The sequence below is a fragment of the Sulfitobacter sp. KMM 9851 genome (assembly GCF_057178245.1).
The window spans coordinates 623,039-636,904 of sequence record NZ_CM169991.1 but is presented as its reverse complement, the minus strand read 5'-3'; the positions used below and the strand labels follow the sequence as shown (position 1 = coordinate 636,904).

At 60.8% G+C, this 13,866-nt stretch carries 21 protein-coding genes; 12 read left to right on the top strand and 9 right to left on the bottom strand.

The window, feature by feature from the left end; genetic code table 11:
• Nucleotides 1-83: 83 nt before the first annotated feature.
• Nucleotides 84-512, bottom strand: coding sequence for a hypothetical protein (locus AC1965_RS03080; RefSeq protein WP_483885835.1), 429 nt, complete (start codon nucleotides 510-512; stop codon nucleotides 84-86).
• A gap of 151 nt (nucleotides 513-663) precedes the next feature.
• Between AC1965_RS03080 and AC1965_RS03075 the strand changes: the two genes are divergently transcribed.
• On the top strand, nucleotides 664-1,434 hold the full coding sequence (locus AC1965_RS03075) for a FadR/GntR family transcriptional regulator (protein WP_483885834.1): 771 nt from the start codon (nucleotides 664-666) through the stop codon (nucleotides 1,432-1,434).
• Here the strand turns inward: AC1965_RS03075 and AC1965_RS03070 are convergent.
• The 6 genes from AC1965_RS03070 to AC1965_RS03045 form a co-directional block, all read right to left on the bottom strand.
• The gene (locus AC1965_RS03070; RefSeq protein ID WP_483885833.1) at nucleotides 1,431-2,426 is read right to left on the bottom strand and encodes a GNAT family N-acetyltransferase; all 996 of its coding nucleotides are present in this window, start codon (nucleotides 2,424-2,426) and stop codon (nucleotides 1,431-1,433) included. The two genes, AC1965_RS03075 and AC1965_RS03070, sit on opposite strands and share 4 nt — an antisense overlap.
• 167 nt (nucleotides 2,427-2,593) lie before the next feature.
• Nucleotides 2,594-3,154, bottom strand: coding sequence for a F0F1 ATP synthase subunit B (locus tag AC1965_RS03065; protein WP_483886972.1), 561 nt, complete (start codon nucleotides 3,152-3,154; stop codon nucleotides 2,594-2,596).
• Nucleotides 3,155-3,169: 15 nt separating this feature from the next.
• Complete coding sequence (locus tag AC1965_RS03060; RefSeq protein WP_483885832.1) at nucleotides 3,170-3,727, bottom strand: F0F1 ATP synthase subunit B'; 558 nt, start codon at nucleotides 3,725-3,727, stop codon at nucleotides 3,170-3,172.
• An 89-nt stretch (nucleotides 3,728-3,816) separates the two neighbouring features.
• The gene (locus AC1965_RS03055; protein WP_007816449.1) at nucleotides 3,817-4,041 is read right to left on the bottom strand and encodes a F0F1 ATP synthase subunit C; all 225 of its coding nucleotides are present in this window, start codon (nucleotides 4,039-4,041) and stop codon (nucleotides 3,817-3,819) included.
• A 60-nt stretch (nucleotides 4,042-4,101) separates the two neighbouring features.
• Nucleotides 4,102-4,863 carry a F0F1 ATP synthase subunit A gene (locus AC1965_RS03050; RefSeq protein ID WP_483885831.1) on the bottom strand — a complete coding sequence of 254 codons (762 nt, stop codon included), beginning with the start codon at nucleotides 4,861-4,863 and terminating at the stop codon, nucleotides 4,102-4,104.
• A gap of 1 nt (nucleotide 4,864) precedes the next feature.
• Nucleotides 4,865-5,218, bottom strand: a complete 354-nt coding sequence (locus AC1965_RS03045) for an AtpZ/AtpI family protein (RefSeq protein ID WP_483885830.1) — start codon at nucleotides 5,216-5,218, stop codon at nucleotides 4,865-4,867.
• A 242-nt stretch (nucleotides 5,219-5,460) separates the two neighbouring features.
• Between AC1965_RS03045 and AC1965_RS03040 the strand changes: the two genes are divergently transcribed.
• Entirely contained in the window at nucleotides 5,461-5,817 is a 357-nt protein-coding gene (locus AC1965_RS03040; RefSeq protein ID WP_483885829.1) for an ArsR/SmtB family transcription factor, read from the top strand.
• 170 nt (nucleotides 5,818-5,987) lie between these two features.
• Here the strand turns inward: AC1965_RS03040 and AC1965_RS03035 are convergent, their stop codons facing one another.
• Both AC1965_RS03035 and AC1965_RS03030 read right to left on the bottom strand, forming a co-directional pair.
• Nucleotides 5,988-6,926, bottom strand: a complete 939-nt coding sequence (locus tag AC1965_RS03035; protein WP_483885828.1) for a DMT family transporter — start codon at nucleotides 6,924-6,926, stop codon at nucleotides 5,988-5,990.
• Entirely contained in the window at nucleotides 6,923-7,810 is an 888-nt protein-coding gene (locus AC1965_RS03030; protein WP_483886971.1) for a LysR family transcriptional regulator, read from the bottom strand. The genes AC1965_RS03035 and AC1965_RS03030 overlap by 4 nt, the downstream gene beginning before the upstream one ends.
• A 112-nt stretch (nucleotides 7,811-7,922) precedes the next feature.
• Between AC1965_RS03030 and AC1965_RS03025 the strand changes: the two genes are divergently transcribed.
• From AC1965_RS03025 to AC1965_RS02980, 10 genes are all read left to right on the top strand, one after another.
• The gene (locus AC1965_RS03025; protein WP_483885827.1) at nucleotides 7,923-8,507 is read left to right on the top strand and encodes an FMN-dependent NADH-azoreductase; all 585 of its coding nucleotides are present in this window, start codon (nucleotides 7,923-7,925) and stop codon (nucleotides 8,505-8,507) included.
• 46 nt (nucleotides 8,508-8,553) lie between these two features.
• Nucleotides 8,554-9,051, top strand: a complete 498-nt coding sequence (locus tag AC1965_RS03020; RefSeq protein WP_483885826.1) for a hypothetical protein — start codon at nucleotides 8,554-8,556, stop codon at nucleotides 9,049-9,051.
• Between the two features lie 158 nt (nucleotides 9,052-9,209).
• Nucleotides 9,210-10,706, top strand: coding sequence for a signal recognition particle protein (gene ffh, locus AC1965_RS03015; protein ID WP_483885825.1), 1,497 nt, complete (start codon nucleotides 9,210-9,212; stop codon nucleotides 10,704-10,706).
• The gene (locus AC1965_RS03010; protein WP_483885824.1) at nucleotides 10,703-11,269 is read left to right on the top strand and encodes a GNAT family N-acetyltransferase; all 567 of its coding nucleotides are present in this window, start codon (nucleotides 10,703-10,705) and stop codon (nucleotides 11,267-11,269) included. Before ffh ends, AC1965_RS03010 begins: the two co-directional genes overlap by 4 nt.
• Nucleotides 11,266-11,559, top strand: coding sequence for a chorismate mutase (locus AC1965_RS03005; protein ID WP_483885823.1), 294 nt, complete (start codon nucleotides 11,266-11,268; stop codon nucleotides 11,557-11,559). The genes AC1965_RS03010 and AC1965_RS03005 overlap by 4 nt, the downstream gene beginning before the upstream one ends.
• A gap of 51 nt (nucleotides 11,560-11,610) precedes the next feature.
• The gene (rpsP, locus tag AC1965_RS03000) at nucleotides 11,611-12,012 is read left to right on the top strand and encodes a 30S ribosomal protein S16 (protein WP_483885822.1); all 402 of its coding nucleotides are present in this window, start codon (nucleotides 11,611-11,613) and stop codon (nucleotides 12,010-12,012) included.
• A 17-nt stretch (nucleotides 12,013-12,029) separates the two neighbouring features.
• Nucleotides 12,030-12,659: a 5,6-dimethylbenzimidazole synthase gene (gene bluB, locus AC1965_RS02995; protein WP_483885821.1), complete on the top strand. Its 630-nt coding sequence runs from the start codon at nucleotides 12,030-12,032 to the stop codon at nucleotides 12,657-12,659.
• Nucleotides 12,659-12,808 carry a hypothetical protein gene (locus tag AC1965_RS02990; protein WP_483885820.1) on the top strand — a complete coding sequence of 50 codons (150 nt, stop codon included), beginning with the start codon at nucleotides 12,659-12,661 and terminating at the stop codon, nucleotides 12,806-12,808. The genes bluB and AC1965_RS02990 overlap by 1 nt, the downstream gene beginning before the upstream one ends.
• Nucleotides 12,805-13,326, top strand: coding sequence for a ribosome maturation factor RimM (gene rimM / locus AC1965_RS02985; protein WP_483885819.1), 522 nt, complete (start codon nucleotides 12,805-12,807; stop codon nucleotides 13,324-13,326). Before AC1965_RS02990 ends, rimM begins: the two co-directional genes overlap by 4 nt.
• On the top strand, nucleotides 13,326-13,850 hold the full coding sequence (locus AC1965_RS02980; protein WP_483885818.1) for a hypothetical protein: 525 nt from the start codon (nucleotides 13,326-13,328) through the stop codon (nucleotides 13,848-13,850). The genes rimM and AC1965_RS02980 overlap by 1 nt, the downstream gene beginning before the upstream one ends.
• Nucleotides 13,851-13,866 lie beyond the last annotated feature (16 nt).

Sequence of the window (13,866 nt, the reverse complement as noted above, 5' to 3'; positions counted from 1 at the left end):
CTGCCGGGCCAATAGCCCTCAAGTCAATCAAAAGCCACAAGGGGAAGGGGCTGAGGCTGGGTTATCCACAACATATTGTCGAATTACTGGGTGTAGCAGTCAATATCGACCTCCAGCCCCAGCGGCGAGCGATAGGCCGAGCCAGGCACGGGGGCGCAGTCTATGGCCACAGGCGCCCGCCGTGCCTTTGCCGCGCCGGTGCCGCAATCCAGCAGCCCAAGGGCCAGGGCCTGATCGCCGCGCACTTCGCTGACCTCGCAGCCGCTGACCAACGCCATCGCCTTGCCCGCGCGCGCCCGTATCGGGCCGAACCGGGGCGCATACTGCATGTTCACACGCATCGCTTCGGCCAAGTCACCCCGCACCCGCACATCAAAGGTCGACCCCTCGACCGTGACACGCGTTGCAGGCAAACCGCGAAAATGGGGGCCGGGCGTGTTACACCCCGCGCCCGCACTAACCACAGCCATGATCACAACAAACCGCCACATCCCATCATCCTGCGTCGGCATGGTTAACAAAACCTTACTTGCCCTTCACCTTGCCAGACAAACCTCAAGGGGACCGCGCAGCGCGCGGCGCGGGCTTCCGCCCTTGCTTGGGAAAAACCGTTTGCGGCGCCGGGCCTGCGGTCATATTGTTTGACCAATTCAAGGAAACCCCATGCCCTTTCGCCCTGTCGCACCTGAAAAACTGTCCCACGCTGTGGTCCGCCAGATCGAGGAACTGATCCTGCGCGGCATCCTTCGGCCCGGTGAGCGGCTGCCCGCAGAACGTGAACTGGCCGAACGGCTTGCGGTGTCTCGCCCGTCGCTGCGCGATGCGTTGTCGCAGTTGCAAGAGGCCGGGCTGCTCGCCGCGCGCCCCGGTGCCGGTGTCTATGTCGCTGACGTCCTTGGGTCGGCCTTTTCACCGGCGCTGACCGATCTGTTCGCCCGCCACGACGAGGCCGTCTTTGATTACCTGTCGTTTCGCCGCGATATGGAAGGGCTGGCCGCCGAACGCGCGGCGCGTCTTGGGTCGGACACTGATCTGGCGGTAATTGCCACGATCTTTGCCAAGATGGAAAAGGCCCATATCGCCAAGGATGCCGACGAAGAAGGGCAGTTGGACGCGCAATTTCACATGGCGATCTTCGAGGCGAGCCATAACGTCGTGATGTTGCACATGATGCGATCAATGTACGATCTGCTGCGGGACGGGGTGTTTTACAATCGCCGGGTGATGTTCAAGCAAAAGACCACCCGCAGCAGCCTGCTGGATCAGCACCGCAGCATTATGGCGGCGCTGTTGGCCCGCGATCCTGCCGCCGCGCGGGACGCTGTGGAAACGCACCTTGATTATGTCGGTGCCGCCCTGCACGGACAGCAGCAATCCGAACGGAACGAAGTCGTCGCCCGTCAGCGGCTACAGCACGAAACCGAACGCCACTAGCGACGGATGAACCAAGTCTGCCCGACGCTGTACCCGTTCCGTGCCAACAGAGCGACCTTGGAGTCCCACGCGGCAGGGCAGACAATCAGTGCCGCGACATCGCCGCGGGCGGCCAATGCGCCCTCGGCTGCGGCCAACAAGCCGGACGCGCCTGCACTATCTGCCTCCAGCACCGCCGGATCGGCATAGTCGTCGTGGTAAAAATCGTCGATAAACCCGATCTTGGCGGGGTCATGGGCGGGCGGAATATGTAGCGCGCTGGCGGGTTGAGCGATGGCATAGCCTTCCAACTGGCCTTCGGCCTCGGCCACGACCATGTCGCGATCTTGCAGTGTCAGGCTCTTGTGCATCCAACTGCCAAATCGCGCATCTGCGTCTGGGTGGGTTTTCCAAAAGTCGTCCAGATCCGCGATTATCTGGCGGTGCCGTGCACTGGCGGCGACGATCTGCGGCACATCCGCCGCTTGTGCCGCGCGCATGTCACTTTGTGGGGCCGCCCTGGGCAGATCAGATTTCGTCAGATACAGTGTCAGGGGCTCATACCCCCTTGCCGTGTACTCAGCGGCAAACACACCATCCGGCACCGACGCGCCGATAACGATACGGGCACCTGCGGCCACCAGATCGTCCTGCGCCGCCTGCACAAGGTCAGCAAGCGTACCAACGGGCGCGCCCGGCGCGATACAGCAATCCTCCATGATCAACCCAGGCGGGCCGAATTCACCGGCATAGATCGGTGGCACGGGCAGCAGTATGGAGTGGGCCAACCCAACGACGCGCCCGGCGTCCTCGGCAATCAACCATTGCTGGCGAAAGGGCAGGGTTTCGTTTTGCAGAGTGGCGGTGAGAGTGGCGCCCAGTCGGGCGGCGGCGTGGGGGTCAACGGCCCACAGCTGGTTGTTCTGGGCCTCCCGCGCGGCGGCATCTTGCAGCAAGAGGGGGACCATTACGCGAATATCGCGGGTGTCGGCGGGACGTATCGAAATGGGCATGTGACATCCCCTGTTATTGGCGCGCGACAAGGCTAGCAACAATTTCGCAGCTTGCCCACCATACAAACGACGGCCAAAGGCAAGCGGCCCCGTCGCGGTCGCCCGCCCCACAAACACAAAAGGCCCCGATAAAAACCGGGGCCTTTTGATATCTCTGCCAGTGCCGCTCAGTGCAGCTTGGCGTCAACCTGTGCAATACCGTCTTCGATCAGCTTGTTGCTGTCCGCAGCGGTCATCTGCTTGGCGATCACGTCGCGGGCGGCTGCCACGGCAATCATCACCGCCTGATCACGCACTTCCTTCACGGCAGCCGTTTGGGCCGAGCCGATCTGTTCCTTGGCACTCGCCATGCGGCGCTCCAAGGATTTGCCCAGATCAACACGCGCCTGTTCAGCGGCCACACGGGCCTCTTCCTTGGCGGCGCTGACAATCCGGTCTGCCTGATCCTGCACTTCTTTCTGCTTACGCTCGTAGCTGGCCAGCAGCGATTGCGCTTCTTCACGCAGGGCGCGGGCTTCTTCCAGCTCGGTCTTGATGCCATCGGCGCGTTTGTCCAGCATCCCACCGACCAGCGACGGCACCTTGAAATAGAACAAGACCGCGATGAACAGAATGAACGCCAGCAACACCACGAAATCGGTGTTTTTGAGCGAAAAGAACGGGCCGCTTGCCGCGAGGGCGGGCGACGCCATAACAGCAGCCAGCGTGGTCGAAAGGCTCAGACGCATGGAATTCTTCATGGCTTATCCTTTCATCCGTGCGGTGACGGCTGCGGTTACAGTTTTGGCATCGGCCTTACCGCCGAGCGCCGTGATCAATTCCTTGGCGGTGTCCTTGGCAACGATTTTCACGCTGTCCATTGCCCCGTCGCGGATTTCTGCAATGGCTTTTTCCGATTCCGCAACCTGCGCTGCAATCTCGGCATCTGCCCTGGCGATCTCTACGTCAAGATCGGCCTGCATGTCAGCCTTGGCCTGTGCCACAATCGTGTGAGCCTCGGCGCGGGCATCAACCAGCGCCTTGTCATAAGCGGCTTCCGCCTCCAACGCCTTTGCCTTGAGATCTTCGGCAGCGGCGATGTCGTTTGTGATGGTGCCTTGGCGTTCGGCCAGAATGGCACCAATGCGCGGCAGAGCCACGCGCGACAGGATCAGATAGGTCGCGATCAACGCCAAGATCAGCCAGAAGATCTGGTTGCCCCAGTGGTCGAAGTTCAGTTGCGGCATGCCCGGTGTGTCGGCAGCATGGGTCGCAACGCCGGTCGCATCGGCCAGTCCGTCGCTTGTTGTTTCAGTTGCCATCGTGGCTTCTCCTTGGAAACTTTGCCGTTACAGCCGGGCAGACACGTGAACCGCGCCTGCCCGCTCGTAAGGATATCAGTTCCGAGAGCTTAGACGGCGAACATCAGCAGCAGAGCAACGAGGAACGAGAAGATCCCCAGGGCTTCTGCAAAGGCGATGCCGATGAACAGTGTTGCGGTCTGACCGGCGGCTGCCGATGGGTTGCGCAGAGCGCCGGACAAGAAGTTGCCTGCCACGTTGCCAACACCGATTGCGGCTGCGCCGGAACCAATTGCTGCCAGACCTGCGCCGATATGTGCGAGTTCGCCTTCCATGAGAAATCTCCTATGCGTTGGAAGTTTAAAGTATGTGGGAGAAACCCACGTTGTTGGTTGTTAGTGACCCGGATGCAGCGCATCTTTCAGGTAGACGCATGTCAGGATGGTAAAGACATATGCCTGGATGAAAGACACCAGCACTTCGAGGCCGTACATCGCGGTGATGGCGACGACCGAAGCCGGGGAAATAAGCGTGATTGCGGCAAAACCCGCGAACACTTTGATCACCGCGTGGCCCGCCATCACGTTGCCCGCCAAACGAATGGAGTGGCTGACAGGGCGCACGAAATAGCTGATCAATTCGATGATTGCCAGCACCGGACGCAGCGCCAATGGCGCGGAGGCGACCCAGAACAGACCCAGAAACGCGGTGCCATTCTTGACAAAACCCAGGATGGTCACGGTCAGGAACACGGCCAGCGCCAGCACCACGGTCACGGCAAAATGCGACGTGGGGGTAAAGGCCGTGGGGATCAGACCGAGGAAGTTGGCGCAGACGATGAACATGAACAGGGTCATGATGTAGGGGAAAAACTTGAGCCCTTCCTTGCCGCAGATGTCTTCGACCATCTTATAGACAAAGCCGTAGGCCATTTCCGCGATGGACTGCATCCGGCCCGGCACGATGGCGCGGCGCGAACTGCCCAGAACCAACAGGGCAAATGTCGCCAGCACAGCCAGCGCCATCCAGAAGGTCGCGTTGGTGATTGTGTACCACGCAACGATGCCGTTTTCGCCAAACAGGGGCTCAACGATGAACTGGTCCATCGGGTGGAAGACCAGACCGCCTTCTTCTGCACCTTGTGTCTCTGTTGCCATTTCAGGCTCCCTCGTCCTTGCCGCCCATTTCGGGCGAATTCTTTGCAGCCTCTTCGGCCAACTGCTTTTCCTGGATTTCCTTAGCAGAGCGGAGCATCGTCTTTACCCCCGCCGCAAGGCCCAGCATCACAAACAGCACCATGAAAATGGGAAGGGTGCCAAACAGCAGGTCCAACCCGTATCCGATGCCAAAACCGATCCCAAGACCGGCCACCAATTCAATCACCATGCGCCATGCCAGATTGGCCTGCGAATAATGTTCATCCGCGCGGGGCTTTGGCTCACCGCGTTTTTTCGCGGCGGCCAGCTTGGCCTCTAGCTGCTGCAGTTGCTGCTGCTGGTCCGGGCTGGTCACACCAAAATCCCCATTGGATTATCTGCTGCGGTGCTAATGGCCAGAGGGGTCAGAGTCAACTGCGATGCGCGGCGCAATTATCGCAATAAATTCAGTGCGTTGAGCCCCTCTATATGGGGCCACCCCGGCCACACTCACAGCTTTTCGCACCTCAGCAGGATAAATTGCTTATTCAACCTCGCGGTTGACTATGAAGTGCAGGCCACTTCCCTCGCGCCCCCCTGCGCGCTATGGCTGGCATCATGACACGCGATCTAGATCAGGCTTTCGCCGCCCTTGCCGACCCCACCCGCCGCGCCATCCTTGGGATGCTGCTGGAGGATGATATGGCCGTGACCGATGTGGCCGATCCCTTCGACATGTCATTGGCGGCGATATCTAAGCATCTAGGTGTGCTGAGTGCTGCCGGGCTGATCAGTCAGGAAAAGCGGGGCCGCGTAAAGTGGTGCAAACTGGAGCCGGACGCGTTGCGCGCAGCGTCCGTCTGGATGCAGGGGTTTGGCCAGTTTGAACCGGTCAACCTAGATGCATTCGAAAGATTTTTGGAAAGCGAGTTGCCCTCGACCCAAAACGGGGAGCGGCGGGAATTAGGAGAGTGATCCTCCCTTGCCACGAGGTAAAATAAGACAAGGGAGGGATCAACCGGCGATCAAATGACGCCGAATGCGAACCTCAGGATGGCCAGAACGACGACAATCAAGCCAATGAGATAAATAATGCTACGCATGGGTATGTCCTTATTAAGTTCCCTCATGCCCTAACGCAGTGTCTACCGATTTGGTTCCAATTTTTTTTGCGCCCCCTTTGCAGGGGTCATTTGGGCCGCCGCATCGTCGTCGCGCAGCAGCAGGTAAAGCGCCAGAATGGTCAGCGCGATCCCGCCCAGAACCAGCGGGCCGGGGATACCATTGCCCAGCGCAATTTCCCACAATATCACCCAGCTTGGCGTCAGATAGGTATAGGCCATCACCTTGGCCGACGGCAGACGCAGTGCCGCAAATTGCAGCAGAACGATGGTCACCGCCGTGGCAAACACCGCAACATAAAGGATCGTGATCCAGACCAGCGGCCGCAGCCCGGCCCAATCCGTCGAACGCAGATCGTTCCAGCCATAAGCGACCAACAGCACGCTCCCGGCCAGCAGGGTGCCAAAGGTGAACATCACCGCACTTTCGCCCCGGTTCAGCCGTCGCACCAGTGGCGCATAGATGGCGTGCGAAATGCAGCCGATGAAATAGATCACCTCGCCCCGCCCCAAGTCAAACGCCACCAAGGCCCCCAGATCGCCGCGAAAGATCACCCAAAGCGCGCCAACGCCGCCAATGCCCAGCGCCAGCGCCATGCGCGGCGTCAGCACCTGCCGCATCAGCAACCAGGCAAAGCCCGCCGCCATCACCGGCACCAACGTGAACACCGCTGCCGCAGAAACGGGCGGCGCGGTTTTCAACCCCTCAAACATCAACACGAAATACAGGGTAAAGAAACCCGCCAGTACGACATAGCGCCACGGCGCGTCAAAGCCGCGGCGCGTGATATCGCCCCGCTGCCATGCCATCAGCCCGACCAGAACCGTAGCAAACAGGAACCGGACCGCGTTCAGCGCCGTCGGTGTCATCTCGTTCGCCACTTGGCTGCCCAGCGAGAAAGACCCCGCCACCAGCGCCGAAAACGTCAGCATCGCCAGATGCCCCTGCGCAGACGGGCTCATGTTGGGCAGGTCGCCGCAGCGGCGGCATGCTTTTTCAGGAATGCCAGCGCCGCCTGCACCTTTGAGGTACGGTGCATGTCGACATGGGTCACCAGCCACAAAGGGCTCGTCCATTCCGGCCGCGTAGGCAGCATCTCGACCAGATCGGGCTCTGCCTGCCCATGTGCCAGCGGCAGAAACCCAATGCCAGCCCCCGCCTTGACCGCGAATTCCATCGCCAGGCCATCAGAACTGCGCCACGTCACATTGGCATCCGGAACATTGGCCCGCAGCCACTGATAGCAGGGCGCGCGGCTGTCGCGGTTGTCGGCCCCGACAAACCGGTGGTTGATATAGTCATCCGGCCCCGCAGGTATGCCGCGTTCAGCGACATAGGCGCGGCTGGCAAAGGCGGCCATCTCCATCTGCACATAGGGTTGCACGACGTTGTCCGGCTGATCAGGCGCGCTGCCTGCGCGGATCGCCACATGTGCCTCGCCGTATTCCAGACGGAACAGCCGATCACCAATCAGATAGCGCACCACCACATCGGGGTGCAGCTTTTGAAAACCGGTCAGCAGGGGCGCCACACTGGGCGCCAGAAACGCCAGCGACGTGATCACCAGATCACCCGATACGGCACTGCCCTGCCCGCGGATACGCCCGGCCAGCAGGTTGAACTGGTCGTCGGTCGCCCGCGCAACTTGCAACAGGTCCCGCCCGGCCTCGGTCGCGGTGTACCCGCGCGCGTGACGCTGGAACAGTTTGACGCCCAACCGCTTTTCGAGCGCGTCGATATGGCGGATCACCGTGGCATGATGAACCCCCAGCACATCAGCCGCACCGCTCACCGTTCCCATCTGTGCCACCTGATAGGCGGTCTTGATTTCATCCCAGTTATCCAACGTCGGCTCCTGTGCGAAAATGAACATCAACTGCGCTATTTTGACCGTTGCGTTCGTGAGCGCAATAACCAAATTAACAACATACCCGCAACCACATTAAAGGAAGCCCCCAATGGCCACCCTGCGCATCGACACATCTTTGAACACCGAAAACTCGGTGACCCGCAAACTGGCTGACCGCATCGTAGAGACCCTGAACGACAGCGTGGTCACGACCCGCGATCTGGCAGCAGACCCCCTGCCCCAGATCGACGCCGCCTGGGCCACCGCCCGCGTTATCCCCGAAGACGACCGCAACGCCGATCACAAGGCCGCGCTGGCCCTGTCCGATACACTGGTTGCCGAAGTCCAGGCGGCAGACACCATCATTATCGGCGTGCCCGTTTACAATTTCTCTATTCCTGCCTCGCTGAAAACGTGGATCGATCAGATCGCCCGCGCGGGCGTAACCTTTCGCTATACCGAAAACGGCCCCGAAGGTCTGCTTGAGGGCAAGCGCGTGATCATCGCCATGGCATCGGGCGGCACCGGCCTTGGCTCCGACGCTGACTTTGCCAGCAACTACCTGCGCTTCGTACTAGGCTTTCTCGGCATCACTGACGTCACCTTTGTGGCCGCAGATGCGCTTGCGAAGGATGCCCAGGGTACACTGGCCCGCGCCAACGCCCAGATCGACGCGCTGCCCCTTGCCGCGTGACAAACGCGGGCTTTGACAGGTTTCATCGGCGCAGTAACATGCGGCGATGAAAATTACCCGCGATACCCCGGATCAACTGATCATCGAAAACAATCCGGTCTTGCTGGCGATCCTGCTGGGCCTGTTTGCTCTGGGGTTCGTCGGTATCGGCATGTTCAGCCTCGGGGATGACACCAGCCTCGGACTTGGCTTCATCTTGGGCGGGATGGTGTTCGGCGGCGTGTTTCTGGCGGCCTTCATCCGCCGCAGCCAAGTGATTTTTGACCGCTCCACCGGCCGCGTCGAGATGCGCCGCAAGTCTGTCACGGGCTATCGCCGCCGCGACTGGGATTTGGCCGACCTTGACCGCGCCATCGTCGAACGAGGACGATCCGACGGTAGCATGACGTACCGCACCGCGCTGGTTTTTACCGGCGGCATGGATGCAGGCACCCATCCGATCACCATCGTCTATTCCTCCGGCGGCGGGGCCGACCGCGCGGCCAAAGCCATCAACCGCTGGCTCGACGCCGCCCGGCTTGACTCCGCCGCGCCAAGCGCCTAAACGCTGGCGCAACTCCCGGAAGCTCTGACTTCCGGTCCCTGCCTGTGGCGGGGATCGCCCCCCACCAGCGTGTTACGCCCGTGGGGGTAATTGTGCATTTATCGCGGCGCCCCTACATCAGGTGCATCCCGCAACCGTTTCGAAAGGCCCCGCGCCCCATGTTTGAGAATCTCAGCGAACGCCTCTCTGGTGTCTTTGACCGCCTGACCAAACAAGGTGCCCTCAGCGACGAAGACGTAAAAACCGCCCTGCGCGAGGTGCGCGTCGCCCTGCTTGAGGCCGACGTTTCCCTGCCCGTCGCCCGCGATTTCGTCAAAGCGGTGCAAGACAAGGCCACCGGCCAAGCCGTCACCAGATCCATCACCCCCGGCCAGCAAGTCGTCAAAATCGTGCATGACGCGCTGATCGACGTGCTCAAGGGTGAAGGCGAACCGGGCGCGCTGAAAATTGACAACCCGCCTGCGCCGATCCTGATGGTTGGTCTGCAAGGTGGCGGTAAAACCACCACCACCGCAAAACTGGCCAAACGTCTGAAAGAACGCGACGGCAAGCGCGTGTTGATGGCGTCGCTCGACGTCAACCGCCCCGCCGCGATGGAACAGTTGGCGATCCTCGGCGTGCAGATCGGCGTCGACACCCTGCCGATCGTCAAGGGCGAAACCCCGGTCCAGATCGCGAAACGCGCCAAAACGCAGGCGGGCTTGGGCGGCTACGACGTCTATATGCTCGATACCGCGGGCCGCCTGTCCATCGACGAAGAACTGATGCAACAGGTCAAAGCGGTGCGCGATGTCGCCAACCCGCGCGAAACGCTGCTGGTGGTCGATGGCCTGACCGGTCAAGACGCGGTGCACACGGCGGAAAACTTTGACGAACGTATCGGCATCACCGGCGTGGTGCTGACGCGGATGGACGGCGACGGGCGCGGCGGTGCGGCGCTGTCGATGCGCGCCGTGACCGGCAAACCGATCAAGTTCGTCGGGCTTGGCGAAAAGATGGACGCGCTTGAGACGTTTGAGCCGGAGCGGATCGCGGGCCGCATCCTTGGTATGGGCGACATTGTTGCATTGGTCGAGAAGGCCCAGCAGACCATCGAGGCCGAACAAGCCGAGCGCATGATGAAGCGCATGGCCAAGGGTCAGTTCAACATGAACGACCTCAAGATGCAGCTTGAGCAAATGATCAAGATGGGCGGCATGCAAGGCATGATGGGTATGATGCCCGGCATGGGCAAGATGGCCAAACAGGTCGAAGACGCGGGCCTTGATGACCGCATCCTGAAACAGCAAATCGCGCTGATCCAATCGATGACCAAGAAAGAACGCGCCAATCCCGCCCTGCTGCAAGCCTCGCGCAAAAAGCGCATCGCGCGCGGCGCGGGCATGGAAGTGTCCGACCTTAATAAGCTGATGAAAATGCACCGTCAGATGTCCGACATGATGAAAAAGATGGGCAAGATGGGTAAGGGCGGCTTGCTCAAGCAGGCCATGAAGGGCATGATGGGCAAAGGCGGCATGGACCCGTCCCAGATGGACCCCGCCGCATTGGAAGCCGCCGCCAAGCAAATGGGTGGCAAACTGCCCGGTGGTCTGGGTGGCATGGGTGGCGGCATGGGCCTGCCCCCCGGCCTATCCGGTTTCGGGAAAAAGAAATGATGTCCACCACCGTCGACATCCCCACACTTGAAACCAACAGGTTGATCCTACGCGCCCCGCGCCTGTCGGATGCAGAAGCCTATATCGCGTTCAAAGGCTCTGAACGGTCCAGGTTTACGGGCGGGCAGATTGACCGGGCACAGGCTGCTAGGAATTTCTTCAGCATCGCGGGCCAATGGGGTCTGCGCGGTTATGGCCTGTTCATGGCAGTGCGCAAGGATAGCACCGACACACCCATTGGCGGTTTTGGCATCTTTCATCCCCTGACACAGGCAGAGCCGGAATTTGGCTGGACCCTTTATGACGGCGCCTCCGAAGGGAAGGGTTTTGTCACCGAAGCGATGCGCAGGATCATTCCATGGGCGTGGGACGTGATTGGCCTCAACACGGCACAATCGCATATCAACGAAGGCAACGAACCTTCTGTCGCTGTCGCCAAGGCACTCGGGGCCACCTTTGACGCCGAGGAAACGAAAATCGCCAATGCACCGGGCGGCGATTTTCACGGTGACGACATGCCGCTGGTGAACATCTGGCGGCATCATAAGGGGGCTCTTACATGAATGACGTAACTCGTGCCGCCGACATTCTAAAGGGCCACCGCGCCTCGATCGACCGCCTCGACGCGATCCTCGTTTACACGCTGGGCGAGCGGTTCAAACACACCCAGGCCGTGGGGATACTCAAGGCCACCCACGACCTTCCCCCGTCCGATCCGGCCCGCGAAGCGGACCAGATTGCGCGGCTCGAAGATTTGGCGAAAGAGGCTGACCTCGATCCCGAATTCGCCAAGAAGTTCCTGAACTTCATCATCGCTGAAGTCATTCAGCACCACAAAAACCACCAAAGCTAGGGTGCGTGAAACCCACCGCCCTCACTGAAAAAACTTAAAGGAAACAAAATCATGTCCATGAAAATCCGTCTCGCCCGTGGTGGCTCCAAGAAACGCCCGTTTTACCGGATCGTTGCTGCCGACAGCCGTATGCCACGCGATGGCCGTTTCATCGAAAAGCTGGGCACCTATAACCCACTGCTGCCAAAAGACAGCGAAGACCGTGTGAACATGGACATCGAAAAGGTCCAGGCATGGATCGCCAAAGGCGCGCAGCCAACAGACCGCGTGGCACGTATGCTCGAAGCTGCGGGCGCCCTGCCCAAGACCGAGCGCAAGAACCCGAAAAAAGGCACCCCAGGCAAGAAAGCCGTCGCACGTGTCGAAGAGAAAGCCGCCAAGGCAGCCGCCGCAGCCGAAGCTGCCGCAGCCCCAGCCGAAGCGCCTGCCGCTGACGACGCAGCCGCGGAATAATTGCGCAAAGGCCCGGCATGGAACAGTTCTCAGACGACTTCCGTGCCGGGCTGCACGATCTGATGCGATGGCGGCGCGATGTGCGCCACTTTCGCAGCGATCCGGTGGATGAGGCATTGCTCAGCCAATGCCTCGACACCTTCAACCTTGCCCCATCCGTGGGCCTGTCAGAACCTTGGCGCATTATCCGCGTCACCTCTGACACCGCGCGCGCTGCTGCGCTTGAAAACTTTCAATCAGCCAACGCCGAGGCCCTTGCGGGGTATGCCGGCGATCAGGCCGCGCTTTATGCCGGGCTAAAACTGTCCGGTATGCAGGACGCGCCGGAACAATTGGCGGTTTATTGTGACGACAGCACCGACAAGGGCGCGGGCCTTGGCGCTGCAACGATGCCCGAAATGCGCCGCTATTCCGTGGTTGGCGCGATCTCTTTGTTCTGGCTTGCGCTGCGCGCGCACGGTTTGGGGTTGGGTTGGGTGTCGGTGCTTGACCCCGACCGCCTGAACCGTGATCTTGGGGTATCGCAGGACTGGACGCTGGTGGGCTATCTTTGCCTGGGATGGCCACTTGAAAACACCCTGACGCCCGAACTGGAAACCAAAGGCTGGGAGGCACGCGCCCCCCGCCTGAATATCGAGAGCCGCTGATGATACGCTTGCTAACCCTCCTTGCTGCGCTCGTGATCGGCTTTGGCATCGGCATCTGGTATGATCGCAACCTGATGAAGGGCGAATGCAAGGCGGGCGTCGGACAATGGACAGGCACGATCTGCCTCAATTCGGATTTGCTGCAATGACAGACATGATTTGTGTGGGCGCTATCGCCGGTTCTTACGGTGTGCGTGGCGAAGTGCGCGTAAAAAGCTATTGCGCCACTCCCGAAGACATCGAGACCTACGGCCCATTGCTGTCTGAGGACGGCAGCCGCCAGTTCACCCTGGCACTGCTGCACCCCGTCAAACATGGCTTTGCAGCCCGCATCGCTGAAATCACCACGAAAGAGGACGGCGACGCCCTGCGCGGTACAGCGCTTTATGCTGCGCGTGACAGTCTGCCCTCATTGCCGGACGACGAATTTTACCACGCAGACCTGATCGGGCTTGAGGTATATGACACCGGCGGCGTGTTGTTGGGCCGCGTCAAGACAGTACAAAACCACGGCGCGGACGACCTGCTGGAACTGCAGCTTGCCGGCAACTCCGCCACCACTTTTCTGCCGTTTACCAAGGCGGCCGTGCCCACCGTCGATCTGGCAGCGCGGCGCATTGTGGCGGACCCGCCCCTGGGCATATTGCCGGGCGCAGACACCGACTGATGCCGCGCAGGGTCATCCTTCATCCCGGTTTTCACAAGACGGGGACGACCACCTTGCAAAACACGCTGCGCAACAACCGCGCCATTCTGGCGCCGAGGCTAAAGATTCTGCTGATCGAAGATATCAGACCACTTTGCGCCGCCACCCGGCGCTTTTCGCGTTTTGGCGACCCGCTGGATCTGGCGAGGATTGCCGATGATGCCCTGACGTTGGCGCAGAACCTGCAAGACCACGATGGCGCGGTACTGATCAGCGCTGAGGATCTGTCGGGCCTGATCCCCGGTCGGGATGGCAAGCCGGGATATGACGACACGCCAAAACTCATGCGGCTGATCGCGGACGCCCTGCGCGCCGTGCTGCCCGACACGCCGCTGAGCGTTGTGTTTACCACCCGCACCGCTGTCGATTGGGTGAACAGCTGCCATGCACATCACCTGCGCCACACCCGCATGTGCCTGACACGCGACGACTATGTGCAGAAATTCGGTGCGGATCCGATCTGCCCGCAGCTGTCGCCGCCGTAGCCGCGGCGCTGCCGGA